The sequence below is a fragment of the Corynebacterium frankenforstense DSM 45800 genome (assembly GCF_001941485.1).
In the GTDB taxonomy this organism is placed as follows: Bacteria; Actinomycetota; Actinomycetes; order Mycobacteriales; family Mycobacteriaceae; genus Corynebacterium; species Corynebacterium frankenforstense.
Genome location: NZ_CP009247.1, coordinates 42,633 through 62,107, shown reverse-complemented (window position 1 = coordinate 62,107; position 19,475 = coordinate 42,633). Strand labels below are relative to the sequence as shown.

The 19,475-nt window shown below is 70.6% G+C and carries 16 protein-coding genes and 1 tRNA gene; 10 read left to right on the top strand and 7 right to left on the bottom strand.

The annotated features are described in order from the left end of the window. Nucleotides 1-9: 9 nt before the first annotated feature. On the top strand, nucleotides 10-1,488 hold the full coding sequence (locus CFRA_RS00255) for a succinic semialdehyde dehydrogenase (RefSeq protein ID WP_075662957.1): 1,479 nt from the start codon (nucleotides 10-12) through the stop codon (nucleotides 1,486-1,488). Nucleotides 1,489-1,493: 5 nt separating this feature from the next. Here CFRA_RS00255 and CFRA_RS00250 read toward each other — a convergent pair whose 3' ends face one another. Further along, nucleotides 1,494-2,021 carry a hypothetical protein gene (locus tag CFRA_RS00250; protein WP_075662956.1) on the bottom strand — a complete coding sequence of 176 codons (528 nt, stop codon included), beginning with the start codon at nucleotides 2,019-2,021 and terminating at the stop codon, nucleotides 1,494-1,496. A 12-nt stretch (nucleotides 2,022-2,033) separates the two neighbouring features. On the opposite strand from CFRA_RS00250, the gene CFRA_RS00245 reads away from it, so the two are divergent. The 3 genes from CFRA_RS00245 to CFRA_RS00235 all read left to right on the top strand — a co-directional run bounded on the left by CFRA_RS00245 (nucleotide 2,034) and on the right by CFRA_RS00235 (nucleotide 6,770). After that, entirely contained in the window at nucleotides 2,034-3,458 is a 1,425-nt protein-coding gene (locus CFRA_RS00245; protein WP_075662955.1) for a Yip1 family protein, read from the top strand. Between the two features lie 133 nt (nucleotides 3,459-3,591). Further along, entirely contained in the window at nucleotides 3,592-5,040 is a 1,449-nt protein-coding gene (locus CFRA_RS00240; protein ID WP_083666731.1) for a M20/M25/M40 family metallo-hydrolase, read from the top strand. Beyond that, complete coding sequence (locus tag CFRA_RS00235) at nucleotides 5,037-6,770, top strand: DUF5129 domain-containing protein (protein ID WP_245797596.1); 1,734 nt, start codon at nucleotides 5,037-5,039, stop codon at nucleotides 6,768-6,770. Before CFRA_RS00240 ends, CFRA_RS00235 begins: the two co-directional genes overlap by 4 nt. Nucleotides 6,771-6,836: 66 nt before the next feature. Here the strand turns inward: CFRA_RS00235 and bsaP are convergent, their stop codons facing one another. Together bsaP and bioB are read right to left on the bottom strand one after the other, a co-directional pair. Continuing rightward, nucleotides 6,837-7,028: a biotin synthase auxiliary protein BsaP gene (bsaP, locus tag CFRA_RS12010; RefSeq protein ID WP_075664757.1), complete on the bottom strand. Its 192-nt coding sequence runs from the start codon at nucleotides 7,026-7,028 to the stop codon at nucleotides 6,837-6,839. Between the two features lie 241 nt (nucleotides 7,029-7,269). Beyond that, nucleotides 7,270-8,259: a biotin synthase BioB gene (gene bioB / locus CFRA_RS00225; RefSeq protein ID WP_075664756.1), complete on the bottom strand. Its 990-nt coding sequence runs from the start codon at nucleotides 8,257-8,259 to the stop codon at nucleotides 7,270-7,272. Nucleotides 8,260-8,829: 570 nt separating this feature from the next. Here bioB and CFRA_RS00220 point away from each other — a divergent pair. Next, nucleotides 8,830-10,044: an IS110 family RNA-guided transposase gene (locus CFRA_RS00220; protein WP_075662951.1), complete on the top strand. Its 1,215-nt coding sequence runs from the start codon at nucleotides 8,830-8,832 to the stop codon at nucleotides 10,042-10,044. Nucleotides 10,045-10,304: 260 nt separating this feature from the next. Here the strand turns inward: CFRA_RS00220 and CFRA_RS00215 are convergent, their stop codons facing one another. From CFRA_RS00215 to CFRA_RS00205, 3 genes are all read right to left on the bottom strand, one after another. Beyond that, on the bottom strand, nucleotides 10,305-10,784 hold the full coding sequence (locus CFRA_RS00215) for a hypothetical protein (RefSeq protein WP_075662954.1): 480 nt from the start codon (nucleotides 10,782-10,784) through the stop codon (nucleotides 10,305-10,307). A gap of 286 nt (nucleotides 10,785-11,070) precedes the next feature. After that, the gene (locus CFRA_RS00210) at nucleotides 11,071-12,312 is read right to left on the bottom strand and encodes an amidohydrolase (protein ID WP_342743157.1); all 1,242 of its coding nucleotides are present in this window, start codon (nucleotides 12,310-12,312) and stop codon (nucleotides 11,071-11,073) included. A gap of 113 nt (nucleotides 12,313-12,425) precedes the next feature. Next, entirely contained in the window at nucleotides 12,426-12,761 is a 336-nt protein-coding gene (locus CFRA_RS00205; RefSeq protein ID WP_075662953.1) for a CHY zinc finger protein, read from the bottom strand. A gap of 39 nt (nucleotides 12,762-12,800) precedes the next feature. Here CFRA_RS00205 and CFRA_RS00200 point away from each other — a divergent pair, with 39 nt between their 5' ends. Both CFRA_RS00200 and CFRA_RS00195 read left to right on the top strand, forming a co-directional pair. Further along, nucleotides 12,801-13,505: an NAD(P)H-binding protein gene (locus CFRA_RS00200; protein ID WP_075662952.1), complete on the top strand. Its 705-nt coding sequence runs from the start codon at nucleotides 12,801-12,803 to the stop codon at nucleotides 13,503-13,505. Nucleotides 13,506-14,001: 496 nt separating this feature from the next. Then, a complete protein-coding gene (locus tag CFRA_RS00195; RefSeq protein WP_075662951.1) occupies nucleotides 14,002-15,216 on the top strand; it encodes an IS110 family RNA-guided transposase in 1,215 nt (404 codons plus the stop codon). A gap of 221 nt (nucleotides 15,217-15,437) precedes the next feature. Here the strand turns inward: CFRA_RS00195 and CFRA_RS00190 are convergent. Then, nucleotides 15,438-15,523 (bottom strand) — tRNA-Leu (locus CFRA_RS00190). 258 nt (nucleotides 15,524-15,781) lie between these two features. Here CFRA_RS00190 and CFRA_RS11950 point away from each other — a divergent pair. The 3 genes from CFRA_RS11950 (at nucleotide 15,782) to CFRA_RS11945 (ending at nucleotide 19,451) form a co-directional block, all read left to right on the top strand. Next, a complete protein-coding gene (locus CFRA_RS11950; protein WP_075662950.1) occupies nucleotides 15,782-17,017 on the top strand; it encodes an FHA domain-containing protein in 1,236 nt (411 codons plus the stop codon). Between the two features lie 203 nt (nucleotides 17,018-17,220). After that, nucleotides 17,221-17,700 (top strand): FHA domain-containing protein FhaB/FipA, encoded by a 480-nt coding sequence (locus tag CFRA_RS00180; protein ID WP_075662949.1) that lies wholly within the window; start codon nucleotides 17,221-17,223, stop codon nucleotides 17,698-17,700. After that, nucleotides 17,697-19,451, top strand: coding sequence for a PP2C family protein-serine/threonine phosphatase (locus CFRA_RS11945; protein ID WP_083666730.1), 1,755 nt, complete (start codon nucleotides 17,697-17,699; stop codon nucleotides 19,449-19,451). Before CFRA_RS00180 ends, CFRA_RS11945 begins: the two co-directional genes overlap by 4 nt. Nucleotides 19,452-19,475: the final 24 nt, after the last annotated feature.

The window sequence follows — 19,475 nt, the reverse complement described above, 5'->3', positions numbered from 1 at the left end:
GTCAACGATATGACAGCCATCACAGTCGTGTCCCCGAGTTCCGGCAAGGAACTCGGCGAGGTCACCGCGCACACCGCCGAAGACACCCGTAACGCCTTCGACCGCGCCCGGCCCGCACAGCGGCGCTGGCAGGCAACCCCCGTCAAGGAGCGCCGCAAGGTACTGCTGAAACTGCACGACCTGGTCCTCGAGCGCCGCGACGAGATCCTGGACCTGATCCAGGACGAGACCGGCAAGAACCGCACCAGCGCGTTCGAGGAGGTCATGGACGTGGCCATCACCGCCCGCCACTGCGGCTACGCGGCCGGGCGGCTGCTCCGCCCGAAGCGCGCGAAGACCTCGCTGCCGGGGCTGACGCGCACCCGCGTCGAGCACGACCCGGTGGGCGTGGTCGGCATGATCTCCCCGTGGAACTACCCGTTCTCCCTGACCGCCGGCGACGCGATCGCCGCGCTGGCCATGGGCAACGCCGTGGTTCTCAAGCCGGACTCCCAGACTCCCTACACCGGGCTGCTCGTCGCCGACCTGCTGCGCGAGGCCGGGCTCCCGGAGAACGTCTTCCAGGCGGTCACCGGCTCCGGCTCCGTGGTCGGCCAGGAGATCGTCGCCCAGTGCGACTACCTGATGTTCACCGGCTCGACGGCCACCGGCCGCAAGCTCGGCGAGCAGGCCGGCGAGCGGCTGGTCGGCTACTCGGCGGAGCTCGGCGGCAAGAACCCGATGATCATCGCCGACGACGCCGACCTCGAGCGGACGGTCCCCGGCGCGCGGGCGGCGTGCTTCTCCAACTCGGGCCAGCTGTGCATCTCGATCGAGCGGCTCTACGTCCACCGCGGCATCGCCGACGAGTTCATCCCCGCCTTCGTCGACTCGGTGGCCGGCATGCGCATCGGCGGCGGGCACGACTGGGAGACCGACATGGGCTCGCTGATCTCCGAGGAGCACTGCGAGCACGTCGCCGCGATGGTCGACGACGCGGTGGCCAAGGGCGCGCGCGTGCTCACCGGCGGGCGTCGCCTGACGGATCTGGGCCCGACCTTCTACGCGCCGACGCTGCTGGCCGACGTGCCCGAGGACGCCGAGCTCTTCCGCGAGGAGACCTTCGGTCCGGTGGTGGCCGTCGAGGTCGTCGACTCGCTCGACGAGGCCGTGCTCAAGGCCAACGACACCCGCTACGGGCTCAACGCCAGCGTGTGGGCCAACCCGGCGACCGGCTCGAAGCTGGCCTCGCGGCTGCACGCGGGGACGGTCAACGTCAACGAGGGCTTCGCCGCCGCGTGGTCCTCGGTGGGCGCGCCGATGGGCGGCTGGAAGGACTCCGGCGTCGGCCGGCGCCACGGCGACGGCGGCATGCTCAAGTACACCGAGGCGCGCACGGTGGCCGTCCAGCACCTGATGTCGATCTCGGGCAACACGCTGGTGGACCCGGACGTCTTCGCCAAGACCGTGACGACGGCGCTGAAGTTCGGCAAGCGGATCCTGCGCTAGGGGGATCACGCAGGGGCGGCCGCGGGAGGTGAACCCTGACGAAAAGGTCTGGATTCCGCTAAGTTGTGGGGCGCTTTAGCCAACGACTTCATCAGGAGACCCCCGTGAGCCACCCAGGACGATGGCAGGAACAGCCCCGTGAAGACGGGCACCTGCCCGACGGCTCCCCCACCCGCCCCACGTCCGGCCGGGACGGCCACCCCGGCCAGGCGGGCCAGCCGCAGCAGCCGGATCAGCCCGGCCAGTACGGGCAGTACGGCCAGCCGGACCAGCACCCCCAGGCCGCGCAGTACGGCCAGCCGGGTCAGTACGGCCAGCGCGGCCAGTACGGGCAGGCCGATCAGTACGGGCAGCCCGGCCAGCATTCCCAGGCCGGGCAGCATTCCCAGGCCGGGCAGTACGGCCAGCGCCCCCAGGCGGGACAGTACGGGCAGCCGAGTCAGCGTCCCCAGGCGGGACAGTACGGGCAGCCCGGTCAGCACGACCAGCGTGGCCAGTACGGGCAGGCGCCCCGGTCCGGTTTCCCGGGCCACTCCGTTCAGCCGATGACCGCCGGAGGTCCCGCGGGTCCGGGCGGGCCCGGCACACCCGGCGCAGCCGGCGGCCCGGGGCGTCCCGCCTCCGGCGGCTCGTCCGACCTCATCGCGGCCGGCGTCAACGGCGTGATCGCGCTCCTCGTCGTGCTGCTGGCGTTCCTGCCGGTCAACACCGTCTCGGTCCCCTTCTACGGCATGGAGATCAAGGGCGTCCAGAACGGCTGGGGCTACACGAACGTCGAGGCCACCGGCTCGCTGGACCTCAAGAAGATGATGGAGGAGGAGCTGAAGGGCTACCTGGACGAGTACGGCGGCGACCTCTTCGGCGGTTCCGGCGGGGACAGCGACTACGGCTCGAGCGACTACGGGTTCGGCTCCTTCAGCTCCCACGAGTTCGACTCCCGGGACGCGGTCCTCACCGACGGGCGCGACGGCGACTCCACGGTCGGCTTCCTGCCCGCGCAGGACTCCCTGGGTGACGCGTTCATGGACGGCCTCCAGCAGGAGTTCGAGAACCAGGCCGGGGACATCGAGCAGGAGATCAAGAACCAGGCCGAGGCCGAGTCGACGCTCACCGGCAGCGTCTTCTTCTTCATGTTGCTGATCGTGCTGCTGTTCATCGCGGCGGCCGTGCTGTGGGCGTTGCGCCTCCGACTTCCCGCGGCGATCGCCTCCATCGTGGGCGCTGCGGGGCTTCTGGGTTACTGCCTGATGGTGATCGTGGGCTCGCAGGCCAACCTCGCGGAGGGAATCGATGAGCTCAAGGACATGGACGTGACCTACACCCAGTCGTTGAACGCTGGTGTCTGGCTGATGATCCTGCTGGCCCTCGCGGCGGGGGCGTGGGGCCTCTTCTCGCTGTTCCGGTGGCCGGGCGCGCTCAAGAACGGTGGCTCGTCCTTCGCGTTGCCCGGCGGCTTCTCCCTCCCCGGTCGCCAGGGTGGCCGGCAGGCGGGCAACCGCTTCGGTTCGGCCGACCCGCAGGCGGGCAACCGTTTCGGCTCCGACGCCCCGCAGACGGGCGCGGCCGGCGGCGGCCGCTTCGGCTCCCCCAGCCCGCGGAGCGATGCACCCAGCGACAACCGCTTCGGCTCCGGCGCCCCGCAGGGCGGTGCGCCCAGCGGCAACCGCTTCGGTTCGGCCGACCCGCAGACGGGCAACCGCTTCGGTTCCGCCGACCACACCGGGCAGCAGTCCGACCGCTTCCCCGCGGACCCGGGCGATACCGCCGGCCGTGCCGACCAGCAGTCCAGCGGATTCGCCAGCGGCTCGGGCAACCACACCGGCCCCACCGACTCCGCCGACTCGCAGACCCGCGGCTTCCGCAGCTGGCCCGGGACCGGTTCGCAGCAGAGCACCCCGGAGCATTACCGCCCCCAGGACAACGGCCCGGAGCACAACGGCCCGGAGCAGCCGGGCGACCACCGGAGCTGACCCGGGCACGGACCCCCGGATCACCCCCACACACCACCTCTCCGCCGAGTAGACCGCCCGGTACAACCATTCCAGTCCGAGCGGTACGCCCCGGCCTTCCGGCCGGGGCCTGACAGGCGTAGACTCCGGGGCCATGGCCACCACTGAAGCCCTGTACAACGAGACCCTCGACCTGCTGCGCGAGCTCATCCGCAACGCCTGCGTCAACGACCTGACCGCGGACTCGGGCGAGGAACACCGCAACGCCGAGACCCTCAAGGCCTTCTTCGCGGAGACCCCGAACGTCCGTGTCCAGGAGTTCGAGCCGCACCCGGGCCGCGTCTCGGTCATCTTCACCGTGCCGGGCACCGACCCCGACGCCGAGCCGCTGACCCTGATGGGCCACACCGACGTCGTGCCCGTCGACGAGGACGCCTGGGCCCACGAGCCCTTCGGCGCCGAGATCGTCACGAACGCCGCCGGCGAGGAGGTCCTCTACGGCCGCGGCTCGGTGGACATGCTCTTCATCACCGCGACGATGGCCGCGGTCACGCGCGACGTCGCCAAGCGGGGCGGCGCGCGCGGGGAGCTGACCTTCGCCGCGCTCGCCGACGAGGAGGCGCGCGGCGGCCTGGGCGGCAAGTGGCTCTCGGAGAACGCCGCCGAGGCGTTCAGCTGGCGCAACTGCCTCTCGGAGACCGGCGGGGCGCACCTGCCGGTTAACGGCGGCTCGGACGCCGTCGTCGTCTACGTCGGAGAGAAGGGCGCCGGCCAGCGCCGCCTGACCGTGCGCGGCGAGGCCGGCCACGGTTCCACCCCCTACGGGCGCGACTCGGCGATCGCGAAGATCGGCGAGGTCGCCGCGCGCATCGCCGCCATCGAGCCGCCGGTGACCGACAACCCGATCTGGCAGGGCTTCGTGCGCGCCTTCCGCTTCGACCCGGCCACCGAGAAGGCCCTGCTGACCGGCTCGGACGCGGCGGACTACGCCGTCTTCGGCGACCTGGCCGGCTACGCGCACGCCTTCTCGCACCTCACGCTGGCCCAGACCGTGCTGCGCGCCGGCGGGGCGATCAACGTGCTGCCGTCGAAGGCGAGCCTCGAGATGGACATCCGCCCGCTGCCCGGCCACACCCAGGAGGGCATCGACGAGCTGATCCGTGAGGGCCTGGGCGACCTCGCCGACGAGGTCGAGATCGAGCACCTGATCACCGAGCCGGCCACCGAGTCGCCGGCCGAGGGCCCGCTGTGGGACGCGATGGTCGCCACGATCCACGAGGAGTTCCCCGACGCCGTCGTCGTCCCCGTCTACGCCACCGGCGGCTCCGACCTGCGCTTCGCCCGCCGCCTCGGCGGCAACGGCTACGGCTTCGCGCTGCACGCCCGCGGCCGCGACCTGGCGGCGGCCAACCGCCAGCTGCACGCCCACGACGAGCACCTGCACCTCGAGGACCTGCGCCTGACCGTGGGCGCCTACTCCCGTCTGGTGGAGCGCTTCCTGGGGGGCGTGATCTCCGGGGCGGGAGGCTCCTCCCCCCTTCTGAGACCCCGCCTCCGCGCCTCCGAGCGCCGCCCCGCCCGCGGAGCTACTCTTTTGCCATGAACGCGGAGGACAACCCCAGAAGAGCCCGGCGCGCCCGGCGCCGGGAGATCCGCAGGCAGGCACGCGCGGACCGCCGGGAGCGCACTCAGGCGGTGCGCGCGGAGCGGGCCCGGCAGCACGACCGGCAGGAGCGCCGCGACCAGGCCGGCGACGCCGCGCAGACCACCCCGGAGAGCGCGTTGACCGACGAGGAGTACCAGGCCGCCACCAAGCGCGCCGGCGTCGCACGGGGCAAGGCGCTCGCGGCCTTCCTCGGCGCGGGCATCGCCGGCGCGGCGCTCGTCGGCGGGCCCATCGCGCTGGCCATCGACCAGCCGGTCCGGGAGGACTACGTGGTCGCCCCGGCGGCCCGGGAGCTGCACGCGGAGGTCTCGGACCCGGACGACGTGCTCTCGGACGAGGAGGAGCGCGGCATCGTCGCCGACGCCGTGCGCATCCACGCCCCCGAGGTCGTGCGCGAGCTGCGCTACCTCGTCTTCGCCAAAAACGACTCCAACGTCAACGACACGGTGGAGAACTACCTGCGCGACAACGAGCCGGACCTGATCGGCGAGGACCACTTCGCCGACGGCGTGCTGATCGTCGGCGTGGGCCTCGACCCGCGCCAGGCGTTCGTCTTCGCCGGTGAGGACGTCGCCGACGAGCTGCGCCTGCGCTCCGACGACGACCACCTGGACACGAGCATCGACGCGATCAAGCCGGGTGTGGAGGACGGCAACCTGCGCGGCGGGCTCTTCGCCGGCGCGCACGAGGCCGCCGACGCCGAGGCCGCCGGCGAGAGCGCCTACGAGTCCGCCCGTGAGGACCGCACCGTCGGGGTGACCCTCGGCTCGGCCGGCGGCGGCATCGGGGGCATGACCGCCGCCGGGCTGTTTATCGCGGGCCGCAACAAACGCGCCCGCGCGCTCGCTCAGGCCCGCGCCGAGCTGGACCTTCTCACCCGCGAGTACGGCGAGCTGGCGGGGCGCCTCGACGCGATCGACGTGCGCGCCCACTCGCTGACCTCCCCGCTGGTGGACGCCACGCTGCGCCGCCAGTGGGAGGAGGTGCGCGACCGCTTCCTGTCCCTGCACGACGACGTCGACCGCCTGGGTGCCCTGCAATTGACGACGCCCGCGCGGCCCGGCGCGGGCGGTTCCCGCGCCCAGGAGGCGGACAAGGCGCTCTACGAGCGCCGCGGGGAGATCACCGAGGCCGCCCGCGCGGTGCGCCGGGTCTCCTACGCCGAGGACAACATCGACCGGCTGTTCCGTATGGAGAACGGCGACGTCACGGTGCGCCGCGAGGAGCTGCAGGCGCTGCGCGAGGACATCGTGGCCGCCCAGGTCGAGGTCAAGGACGCCGGCTCCGGGCTCTACCGCGAGCTGCAGACGCTGCGCGAGCGCGCCGAGTGGATGGACAGCGACCTGGCCACCGGCGGGCACGGCGACGCCGCGTTCCTCGACGCCTACCTGCGGCTGCTCGGCGACTACCGCACGGCGCTGGCGCAGCTGAAGGAGGAGAAGTTCGACGACGTCGACGCCGACGAGGCCACCGAGCTGCGCGCCCCGGCCATCTATGAGCCGGACTACCGGCCCGGCTACGGCGTGTACAACTTCGTGCCGTTCTGGACCATGGCTGCCTGGCACACCTCCAACGCGCAGACCCAGGCGCAGACGGGCACCTCGGGGGCGGTCAACACCTCGTTCTCCTCGGGGTTCTCGGGCGCGGGCGGCTCGTCGAGCTTCTAGGCGCATCAGGCGGGTGCGCCTAACGGCCGGTCGAGCCCCTGTCCAGCAGGCCCGGGGTCGGCCCTGTCAGCGCTCCAGCCAGGCCGAATCGAGCTCGCCGTGGCGGGAGCAGCGCGCCGACCAGCCGTCCGGGCGCACCTGCACGATCATGCGGCGCCCGCACAGCCCGCAGTAGCGCGGCGGGTCGAACCCGGCCCGAACCCCGGGGTTGGTGCCCTCGTAGGCGCCCAGGTAGGCGGCCTGCCAGGCCTCGGGCAGCAGGCGGCCGGCCGCGTTGCGCGGCCCCTCGCCGAACCCCGACGCAGGGTCGACGCCTTCGGCACCGGAAGCGCCGGCGCCCTCGCCCGCGCCGGAACCCGCGCCCGCGGCGACGGACGCAGCTGGGGCGGCAGGCGCGGCGTCGTCAATCTCGAGGCGCACGCCGGTGAAGAGGTCGAAGGGCAGGCGCTCGCCGGCCAGCACGGCGGCGGCGAGCTCGTCGGAGACCTCGCGCAGTCCCCTAGACGACACGGTTGAGCACCTTCAGCGGCAGCTGCATGCGGCCGAGCATGTCGAGGTCGCGCTCGGCGGGGTCGCCGAGCGTGGTCAGGTAGTTGCCCGCGATCAGCGCGTTGATGCCGCCGAGCAGGCCGGCCTCGGTGCCCTCCTCACCCAGCGCCAGCTCGCGGCCGCCCGCGTAGCGGATGACGGCCTTGGGCAGCGCCAGGCGCAGCGCGCCGATCGCACGCAGCGCGTCGGGGGTGTCGATGACCTCCTGGTCCTCGAGCGGGGTGCCCGGGCGCGGGTCGAGGAAGTTGATCGGCACCTCCTCGGGGTCGATCTCGGCGAGCTGGGCGAAGAACTCGGCGCGCTGGGCCAGCGACTCGCCCAGGCCGACGATGCCGCCGCAGCAGACCTCGATGCCCTCGGCGCGGACCAGGTTGAGCGTCTCGCGGCGCTCCTCCCAGGTGTGGGTGGTCACGATCTCGGGGAAGTAGCTGCGCGCGGTCTCGAGGTTGTGGTTGTAGCGGTGCACGCCGCGCTCGGCCAGGCGGTGGGCCTGCTCGGGGGTCAGGATGCCCGTCGAGACCGAGATGTTGATGTCCACCTCGGCGGCCACCGCGTCGACGGCGGCCTCGACCTCGCGCATCAGGCGCTCGTCGGGGCCCTTGACCGCGGCGACGATGCAGAACTCGGTCGCGCCGGACTTCGCGGTCTGCTTGGCGGCCTCGACCAGCTCCTCGATGTCGAGGCGGGCGGCGCGCACGGGCGACTCGGAGAAGACGCCGGACTGCGAGCAGAAGTGGCAGTCCTCGGGGCAGCCGCCGGTCTTGAGCGAGATGATGCCCTCGACCTCGATCATGTCGCCGCACCAGCGCAGGCGTACCTGGTGCGCGAGCTCGAGGAGCGCGGGGATGTGCTCCTCGTCGAGCTGGAGGATCTCGAGGATCTGGGCCTCGCTGAGGCCCTCGCCGCGCTCGAGGGCGAGCTCGCGGGCCTGGGCGAGGATGGCGGGCTCGGGGGTGGTGGGCTTCGCGGCGTCGGCGGTGGTGCCGGCGGTCGCCGCGGGGCCGGCTGCGGTTTCCGGAGTGGACACGGTGGTGCTCCTTAGTGACGGGAAAGCGAGTCTTCACCGTGCAGCATACGTCCGCGCCAGAACGCTGTTCAATCTGACTTGAACAGAGTTCACCCCTGGTTGCGGTCGTGCGGAAGATGGATGCGGGGGCGGGCAGGCACAAACCGGCGCGACCCGGCACCCCACCCGGCGCGTGACCCGACACCCCACCCGGCACAGACCCCCTACAGCGCAGCCCGCACACCCCACCCGGCGCAGCCCCGTTACCTTGAGGCTGTCCCCGATAATGGGGATGGTCGCTGGACCCGGCATGGCTATCCGCCCCTGTCACCTTCATGATCCGGGGGGTGTTGCCACCGGGGACAGAGACATCTGCCGACAGCTAATAGGGACACGGCCCACCGATTTTCACCAGTCGGTATCGAGGTCTCAACGTAACGTGGGTGCCTGCTGCAGACGTCATGACCGGCGACCGGCACTATCCGAACGACCGGAAAGACCATCATGGCCGGCTCACCTGCCGACGTCTTCCTCGGAATCGACGTCGGTAAAACCTCCCACCACGCCTGCGGCCTCACCACCGACGGCACGAAGATCTACGACAAAGCTCTCGCACAAGACGAATCAGCACTCAGGTCGCTGTTCACCGATCTCAAAGCCACATACGGCCGAGTCCTCGTCATCGTCGACCAGCCCAACACCATCGGCGCACTCCCCGTCGCTGTAGCCCGCGACTGCCACGTCGATGTGGCGTACCTACCCGGCCTGGCCATGCGAAAAGCCGCTGACCTCTACGGAGGAAAGTCAAAAACTGACCGCAAAGACGCATTCATCATCGCCGACACCGCCCGATGCATGCCGCACACGCTTCGGGCCGTCGACCACAACGACGAAATGCTCAGCGCCCTGAAAGTCCTCGCGGGCTTCGACGAAGACCTCGCCAAAGACACCACCCGAGCCCGCAACCGCGCACGTGGACTTCTCACGCAGATCCATCCACCACTGGAACAGGTCATAGGCCCGAAGCTGGCTCATCCGCTCATCCTCCAGCTCCTCGCGCACTATCGGGGACCGTCAGGATTGAAAAAGGCAGGCCCAGCACGTGTGGCAAAGTGGCTTGCCGCCCGCAGCAGGCAAGACGTCAGCGATCTGGTCGACCAGATCTTCACCGCCCTGGATGCACAGACAGTCACCGTTCCCGGGACGAAAGCCGCTGAAACCGTGCTTCCGGCACTCGCACACCACATCCAGTCCCTTCTGGAGCAACGAGCCGCCATCGCAGCAGAAGTCGAGGAGATGGTCGCCGACCACCCTTTAGCTGAGGTCTTGATGTCCATGCCCGGCGTCGGCATCAAGACAGCCGCGAAAATCCTCCTGACCGTCGGCGACGGATCGGATTTCCCGGATGCTGCACACCTGGCTGCCTACGCCGGTATTGCGCCGGTCAGTCGAATATCCGGCTCGTCGATCCGGGGAGAACACCCCGCACGAAGCGGCAATAAGACCCTCAAGAACGCACTGTTCTACTCGGCTTTCGCCTCACTACGAAGCCATAGGCCCTCACGCCAGTACTACGAACGTAAACGCGCAGAAGGAAAACGCCACAACGCAGCGGTGATGTGCCTTGCGCGCAGGCGGTGCAACGTCATTTTCGCGATGCTGAAAAACCGGGAATACTTCCGCGAAATCCCGCCACGTCATGAGCAAGTAGCGGCTTGAGCCACTCCTGATCATGCCGAGTCCCACCGGGCCCCTGGGGTCCGGCGCCTAGGCATGCCCGAAAACCGGCACCCCCAAAGCCCACACGACATCACATCGCCGAGTCGGCGCCGGAGTTGACACCTGACATAGGGACACCCCCCTAAAGCCCTGCCCGCCGGACCCGGCGCGGGCGACACACCCCACCCAAAGGAAAGCGCCCCCGCCACCTCGCGGGAGGCGACAGGGGCGGGACGGGGAAGACCCCGGAAGGCGGAGGACTACTTCGCAGCCTTGACGGCCTTGTCGGCCTTCTTCTCGGCCTTCTTCGCACGCTTCTCGGCCTTCTTGGCGCGGGCCTTGTCGTTCGGCCACAGCAGCAGCGCCGCGCCGATGGCGACGAGCCAGGAGTCCTTGGCCAGCGCGGTGCCCTCCTGCGAGGGGCGGATGCCGTCGGACTCGGTCATCTCGTCGTTGCCGAAGTACATGGTCAGCAGGCCGGAACCGAAGGTCGTCAGCGCGGCGCCAGCGAGACGGTTGGAGACGAACGGGGCCAGCAGCGCGGCACCGACGCCCATCTCGGAGTAGGAGATGAACTTGCCGAAGGTGTCGGTGTCCATGTCCTTCAGCTGCGGGATGCCGGTGGCGGCCATCTCCTGCAGGCCGCCGGCGGCCTCGGCGGGCAGATCCTTCTTGTTCCAGCCGGAGTTGAGAATGAACGCGCCGGTCACGGCGCGCAGGATGGTCGATGCGATGCTCATTGTCTGGGGATTCCTTTCGCGGGTGCGTCTCTACCGGGCGATTGCCGACGCCGCGCCCCTCCCCCGCGCGGTAACGGCGCGCGAGGCGGTGCGCGGCGTCGCGCCCTTCTCCTTTATAGGCTAATTCGGGTGTGTTGACACGTCAACTACTAGGTGCGATATGCCACCCCGGCGCGCCGGACCGACGGGCGCCGTGGCGCGCCCCAGCCCCGCGCCCCACGCACAACCCGGCGCGCCCCGTGCGGCCGGCGTGCCCCGCGCCCGCCCGCCTCAGGGGATCAGCGGATCAGCGGATCAGCCAGGGAGCGGCCGCCGCGAGGATCGCCTCGGTGCCGCGGTCCAGGCTCGGCTGCAGGTCCGGGGCGAACTGCGGCGAGTGGTTCGACGGCGCGTTCTCCCAGTCGGAAAAGCCGCCGAGCGCCCAGAAGCAGTACGGCGCGCCGAAGGCGCGCGGGATGTTGGAGAAGTCCTCCGAGCCGGTCCACCGCCCCGGCGCGTGCACCCCCTCCTCGCCGAACGCCGAGCGGAAGGAGCCCATCACGGCGTCGGTGACCGCGACGTCGTTAGTTGTCAGGGGCCCGCGGCCCTCGACGGTGAACTCGGGCTCGCGCTCGGCGCCGGCGGCGGCGCACTCGGCGCGCACGATGCGCTCGACGGAGGCGAGCAGGCGGGCGTCGACGTCCTCGTCGTAGGCGCGGGTGCTCAGCCGCAGCGTGGCGGAGTCGGCGACGGTGTTCGGGGCGTCGCCGGCGTGCACGGAGCCGACGGTGACCACGCCGAAGGTGCCCGGCTCGAGCTCGCGGGAGACGATCGTCTGGATCCGGCCGATCACAGCACCCGCGATGACCACCGGGTCGATGGTGGTGTGCGGCATGGAGCCGTGGCCGCCGCGGCCGTGGATGACCACGCGCAGCTGCGTCGTCGTCGACAGCGCGGGGCCCCGGCGCGCGCCGACGGCGCCGCCGGGCAGGGTGGAGAAGACGTGCTGGCCGAGCACGACGTCGGGGTGCGGGACCTTCTCGGTCAGCCCCGCGGCGACCATCTCGGACGCGCCCTGCCCGATCTCCTCGGCGGGCTGGAAGAGCGCGATGAAGGTGCCCCGCCAGGCGTCGAGGTTCTCCACGAGCGCGCGCACCGCGCCGAGCAGCGCGGTGGTGTGCAGGTCGTGCCCGCAGGCGTGCATGCGGCCCAGCTGCGGGTCGGCGCTGTAGTCCTTCCCGGACTCCTCGGCGCACGGCAGCGCGTCGAAGTCGGCACGCATCATCACCACGGGCCCCTCGCCGTTGGCCAGCACGGCGACCTTGCCGGTGGTGCCCACACTGACCGGGGAGAGCCCGAGCGCGGAGAGCTCCTCGCCGATGCGCCGCGAGGTCTCGTACTCGGTGAACGCGGTCTCGGGGTGCCGGTGGAACCACTTGTAGAGCTCCTCGCGCTCGGCGCGGGTGGGCCCGAGGGCGTCGAAGAGGGTGCGCAGGCGCGGGTCTGCGGTGGCGGTTGCTGCGGGGTCGGTTGCTTCGGGGTCGGTCACGGGCGGGGTCCTCGTTCTCTAAAAGTTGTGGTTAACGCGGTGCGCGGTTCGGCCCGGCACCACTCCCCCATTGTGCCGCCGCGCCGTCGGCGGCTCGCGGCGTGGGGCGCGGCTCAGAGCCGGAAGTAGAGGTGGGCGTGCAGTGAGCAGCCCGGATTGAACCCGTGGCCGCACGCCGGGCACGCCGCGGTCGCCGAGTACTCCGGGTAATTCATCAGGTGCCCGCACACGCCGCACACCACGGCCGGCGCGTCCAGTGGCGCGCGCCCGAAGGGGTGGTCGCACGCCTCCGCGTGGCAGCGGTGGCAGGCCCAGTACTTCCCGCAGGTCACACAGAGATTTCCGACGACGTCCCTCGTTCCGCCGTAGTGCGTGCACCGCCCCTCGGCGTCGACGCCCCGGCCGTGGACGGCGGGACGGGTGCCGCCCGCGGCACGTTCGATGTCCATGGGGCCATTGTCCACCGGGACGTCGGTAATCTGGGAAGTATGCGCAACGTCCTGATCCTCGGCGCCGGCGGACGGATCGCGCGGCGCCTGACCAAGCTCCTGGCCGACGACGCCTCCGTGCATCTGACCCTGTTCGCGCGATCGCGCGACCGGCTGGGCGAGGTCCCCGAGGGCGTGGACGTCATCGAGGGCGACGTGCTCGACAAGGAGGCGCTCTGGGAGGCCGTCGGCGGGCAGGAGGTCATCTACGCGGGCCTGGTCGGCGAGGTCGACGAGATGGCCGAGGCGATCGTGACCACGATGACCGGCCGGGGCGTGACCAGGCTGATCTTCACCGCCGCGCTCGGCATCCACGACGAGGTGCCCGGGGAGTTCGGCGAGTGGAACCGCGAGCAGCTCGGCGGGGCGCTCGAGCCCTACCGCAAGGCCGTCGAGGAGATCTGCGGCTCGGCCATCGACTACACGGTGCTGCGGCCGGCGTGGTTCATCGAGGGCGACGAGGTCGATTACGCGGTGACCAGGCGCGACGAGGAGTTCCGGGGCACGGTGGTCACCCGCCAGTCGGTCGCCGCACTCGCCGCCGAGATCATCCGGGACCCGAAGCTGTACAGCCGCGAGGACCTCGGCGTTGCCAAGCCGGGCACCGAGAAGGTGCGGCCGGTGTTCGCCGCGGAGAAGAAGGCCGGGAAGCAGAAGGCCCAGGAGGGCCGGACCGCTCCTGAGGGCGGGACCGAGAAGAAGTAGCGGCCTCGGCTGAGCGGCCCGGCCGGCCCGGTGGGCGTGATCGACCGCTCCCCTGGCACTGGCGGGCCACTCCCGTGGGCAAAATGTGTACCTATGTGTCCCGACCCTCTCGCCCACCTGGGAAAACACCCCAGGCGAACGGACATACGTCTACATTTTGCCCACGGCCCCGGCGCGCCCGAACCACATCCAGCCACACCGGCCCCACAAACCCCACCAGCCAGCCAACCGGCCCGATCCGGCCCGGCACGCCCGTTACCTTGAGGCTGTCCCCGATAATGGGGATGGTCGCTGGACCCGGCATGGCTATCCGCCCCTGTCACCTTCATGATCCGGGGGGTGTTGCCACCGGGGACAGAGACATCTGCCGACAGCTAATAGGGACACGGCCCACCGATTTTCACCAGTCGGTATCGAGGTCTCAACGTAACGTGGGTGCCTGCTGCAGACGTCATGACCGGCGACCGGCACTATCCGAACGACCGGAAAGACCATCATGGCCGGCTCACCTGCCGACGTCTTCCTCGGAATCGACGTCGGTAAAACCTCCCACCACGCCTGCGGCCTCACCACCGACGGCACGAAGATCTACGACAAAGCTCTCGCACAAGACGAATCAGCACTCAGGTCGCTGTTCACCGATCTCAAAGCCACATACGGCCGAGTCCTCGTCATCGTCGACCAGCCCAACACCATCGGCGCACTCCCCGTCGCTGTAGCCCGCGACTGCCACGTCGATGTGGCGTACCTACCCGGCCTGGCCATGCGAAAAGCCGCTGACCTCTACGGAGGAAAGTCAAAAACTGACCGCAAAGACGCATTCATCATCGCCGACACCGCCCGATGCATGCCGCACACGCTTCGGGCCGTCGACCACAACGACGAAATGCTCAGCGCCCTGAAAGTCCTCGCGGGCTTCGACGAAGACCTCGCCAAAGACACCACCCGAGCCCGCAACCGCGCACGTGGACTTCTCACGCAGATCCATCCACCACTGGAACAGGTCATAGGCCCGAAGCTGGCTCATCCGCTCATCCTCCAGCTCCTCGCGCACTATCGGGGACCGTCAGGATTGAAAAAGGCAGGCCCAGCACGTGTGGCAAAGTGGCTTGCCGCCCGCAGCAGGCAAGACGTCAGCGATCTGGTCGACCAGATCTTCACCGCCCTGGATGCACAGACAGTCACCGTTCCCGGGACGAAAGCCGCTGAAACCGTGCTTCCGGCACTCGCACACCACATCCAGTCCCTTCTGGAGCAACGAGCCGCCATCGCAGCAGAAGTCGAGGAGATGGTCGCCGACCACCCTTTAGCTGAGGTCTTGATGTCCATGCCCGGCGTCGGCATCAAGACAGCCGCGAAAATCCTCCTGACCGTCGGCGACGGATCGGATTTCCCGGATGCTGCACACCTGGCTGCCTACGCCGGTATTGCGCCGGTCAGTCGAATATCCGGCTCGTCGATCCGGGGAGAACACCCCGCACGAAGCGGCAATAAGACCCTCAAGAACGCACTGTTCTACTCGGCTTTCGCCTCACTACGAAGCCATAGGCCCTCACGCCAGTACTACGAACGTAAACGCGCAGAAGGAAAACGCCACAACGCAGCGGTGATGTGCCTTGCGCGCAGGCGGTGCAACGTCATTTTCGCGATGCTGAAAAACCGGGAATACTTCCGCGAAATCCCGCCACGTCATGAGCAAGTAGCGGCTTGAGCCACTCCTGATCATGCCGAGTCCCACCGGGCCCCTGGGGTCCGGCGCCTAGGCATGCCCGAAAACCGGCACCCCCAAAGCCCACACGACATCACATCGCCGAGTCGGCGCCGGAGTTGACACCTGACATAGGGACACCCCCCACATCCGGCCACCCCAAATCCAACCCACCGAAAAAAGACCCCCTCGCACTCCCGGAGGAGCGCGAGGGGGTCTCGCTGTGGGCGAAGGGGGACTTGAACCCCCACGTCCCGTAAAGGACACTGGCACCTGAAGCCAGCGCGTCTGCCAATTCCGCCACTCGCCCAAACAAGTGGCCGCGTTTGCGACTGCACTAACTCTAGACGGCCACGCCACCGCTCACAAATCGCCAGTTCAACCGCACTTTCCACGCGTCCGGAAGACTCAACGCCTATCAGCTATGCACTACCTGCCTCTATACTGGATTCATCGTGTGGCCGGACGCGGGTCGCCGCCGCGAGGCGCCGCCTCGACTCCGCGACGCACGGAAAGTCCAGACGCCAGAACATCAGCGCAGAGAACATGAGGTGGGAAGGAGGCCCTGATGGCGACGCTCGACCGGTTCGCTCGGTTCGACAGCACCCTGCAGCGGGGCCTCGACAACGCCTTCGCCCTTGTCTTCGGCGGCCGGCTCGTCCCCGCCGAGATCGAGGAGCTGCTCAAGCAGGAGATCGAGGACAACCTCTATCACGAGGACGACTACACGGAGGCGCCCAACGTCTTCCAGGTCGGCATCTCGCGCACTGACCTCGACAATCTCGCGGAGTCGCACCCCACCCTCCCGGAGATGTTCGCCGACCAGCTCGCCCGCTACTGCCGCAACCAGGGCTGGGTGCCCGCCGGGCCGATCTCGGTGGTCCTCGCCGAGGAGACCGGCATGCGGACTGGCCAGCTGCGCGCATCCTCCTACTCCGACCCGTCCCCCGCGCAGGGCTGCGGTTTCGATGCGATTGACGACGCCGCGCCCGCGGACGTCGCAGGTACCGCACCCGTGGCGGACGACGACAGTGAGAACCCCGCGGGGCGGCACGCCTCCCCGGTTCAGGAAAGCGAGAACATGAACGCTCCGCACCAGGACAACGAGAACTTCCCCGCCACCGAGGTCCGCCAGTCGGCCGGGTGGGGCGACCCGAGCCGGCCGCAGGGCTGGCCGGGTCAGGCCGACCAGGCCGACCAGGCCGACCAGCCGGGCCGGTCCGGGCGGGCCGCCGAGCCGGTGGACCCGGACGACCAGTGGCACACCGGCCCGGGCGAGTCCGCCCCGGCCGGCGGCGCCTCCGCGGCGGGCGCCTCCGCCGTCGGCGCCGCGGGTGCCGCGGGTGCCGCAGCCGCAGCCGGCGCCGGCACCGCCTCCCGTCCCGCTGACCTCGCCGAGCAGGAGGAGTCCCCCTCCGAGGCCTCGGCCAGCACCGCCGGCCGCTGGCGCGAGGAGCCCACGGACTCCGCCGCCCACCGCGAGCCGGTGCAGCCGGTCACCGAGACCCCGACGGTCTCCCTGCTGCTGCAGGACGGCTCCTCGCGGACCTACCACGTCCACGAGGGCTCCAACATCCTCGGCCGCTCGACCAGCGCGGACTTCCGCCTGCCGGACACCGGCGTCTCCCGCGAGCACGCCGAGCTGTCCTGGAACGGCCACGACGCCGTGCTCACCGACCTGAAGTCGACCAACGGCACCACGGTCAACGACACCCCCGTGGACAACTGGCTGCTCGACGACGGCGACGTGATTACGATGGGACATTCCCGTATCGAGGTCAGGATCGTCCGCCCCGGAAGCTGAGGCGGCGTCCCGGGGCGCCCCGCGTCCCGCGTCCCGAGACATCCGGCGGCGTCCCCGCGGCGCCCCGGCAGGACCGCACGGACCGACAGGAACAGACGGACCCGAGGAACGCACGGACCGACGAACACAGACTGACAGAGACGGACTGACCCTGACCCGGGTGGCACGCGTGCAGCGCGACCACCGCAAAGGAGGCTCCACACATGGACTCGCTCGTTCTCACGGGCTTCCGCATCGGCCTGCTGGTGCTGTTGTGGCTGTTCATCTTCCTGGCGCTGCGCGCCATGCGGCGTGACACCGCTGCCGCCGCCGGCGGCGCCGTCCGCCGGGGCGGGGGCCGCACGCGCACCCGCGGATCCCGCGGTTCCCGCGGCCAGGGCCCGCGTGCCCAGGCGCACCGCATCGCCATCGTCGAGGGCCCGCTGAAGGGCTCGCACATGGAGCTGACCGGGGTCAGCGACATCGTCCTCGGCCGGAACAACCAGTGTGACTTCGTCCTCGGCGACGACTTCGCCTCCGGGCGCCACGCGCGCCTGTTCCGGCGCGGCTCGGACTGGTTCATCGAGGACCTGGACTCGCGCAACGGCACCTACGTCGCCGGCGTGCGCATCGATCAGCCCGAGCGGGTGGGCACCGACACGGACATCCGTGTCGGCCGTACGACAGTGAGGTTGGTCCCGTGACCCTGCGACTTAACTACACCGTGGCCTCGGACCGGGGCCTGGTCCGCGGCAACAACGAGGACTCCGCCTACGCGGGCCCGAATCTGCTGGCCCTGGCCGACGGCATGGGCGGCCACGCCGCCGGCGAGGTCGCCTCCTCGGTGATGATCAGTCACCTGGAGGTGCTCGACGCCGACCCGGGCGACAACGACATGCTCGCCCTGCTCGGCGGTGTGGCCGACGACGCCAACCACGCCATCGCGGACGAGGTCGGCGAGCACCCGGACCACCAGGGCATGGGCACCACTCTCACGGCGCTGCTGTTCAACGGCTCCGAGCTGGCGATGTGCCACGTCGGCGACTCGCGCGGCTACCGGCTGCGCGACGGCGAGCTCGAGCAGATCACCGTCGACGACACCTACGTCCAGTCGCTGGTCCAGGAGGGCAAGCTCGCCCCCGAGGACGTCTCGACGCACCCGCAGCGCTCGCTGATCCTCAAGGCCTACACGGGCGCGCCCGTCGACCCGACGCTGACCTCGCTGGAGGCGCGCGAGGGCGACCGCTGGCTGCTGTGCTCGGACGGGCTTTCCGACCCGGTCAGCCCCGAGACGATCCGCGACGCCCTGGCCGAGGGCTCCCCCGAGCACGCCGCGCAGCGCCTCATCGAGCTCGCGCTGCGCTCCGGCGGCCCGGACAACGTCACCGTCGTGATCGCGGACGTCGTCTCCGACGATTCGATTGACGACGCCGCGCGTGCGACGTTGCCGGTCACCCCCGCCGTCGCCGGTGCACTGCTCGGCGACGAGGACTACCAGACCCACCCGGAGACCCCGGCCGGCCGGGCCGCTGCGCTCAACCGCTCCGCGGGCTCCGCCCGCGGAACCGGGGCAGAGAACGCCCGCGGAGCCGGAACCGACAACGGGCGCGGCGAGGACGGCCGCGGGAGCGGGAACTCCCGGCGCGCCGCCGCGGGCGCCGGTGCCGCCGGCGCCGCAGGTGCCGCGGGTGCCGCCGGCGCCGCAGGTGCCGCGGGTGCCGCCGCCGCGGGCGACCGCGGCGCCGAGGCCCGGGCGACCGGTGCCGGTGCGCGTCGTGACGCCCTCGGGGGCGCCCCCGAGGGCGAGGACGACGAGGACACCGACTCAGACGCGGACCGTGGCGACTCCCGCCGCGGTCTGCGCTGGGGCGCGCTGATCACCGCGCTGGTGGTCGCGATCGTCGTCATCGCCGGCGGCTGGTGGGCCGTGGACAAGGCCCGCAGCACCTACTTCATCACCGCCGACGACACCGGCCGGCTGCTCGTCGAGCGCGGCCTGGACTACTCCGTCTTCGGCCGCGACCTGCACAACCCGCACCAGGCGGCCTGCCTGGCCGAGGACGGCACCGTGACCCTGGTGGCCGCGGACGCGGACGCCGGCGGCTCGGACTGCCGCCCGTTCGCCCTGCAGGACCTGCCCGAGTCGACCCGTTCGCAGGTCGACGCGCTGCCCTCGGGCAGCTACGACGAGGTCAACGGCCAGCTGCGCCGCCTCGGCGACGAGGCCCTGCCCGTCTGCGTGACCCGCCCGGCCGGCGAGAAGTCCGCCGAAGACGCCAAGGACGACAAGTCCGGCGACGCGGCCAAGGACGCCGGGAACGGGGGCTCCGGGTCCCGCGACTCCGCAGAGCACAAGGGCGCCGACTCCGCCGAGGGCGGGGACACGGACGCCGAGGCCGGCGAGGACGGCGCGCTCGGCCGTCCGGGCGTCGACTGCCGGGAGGCCGGCCGGTGAACGCACTGAAGAACCTGCTGTCGC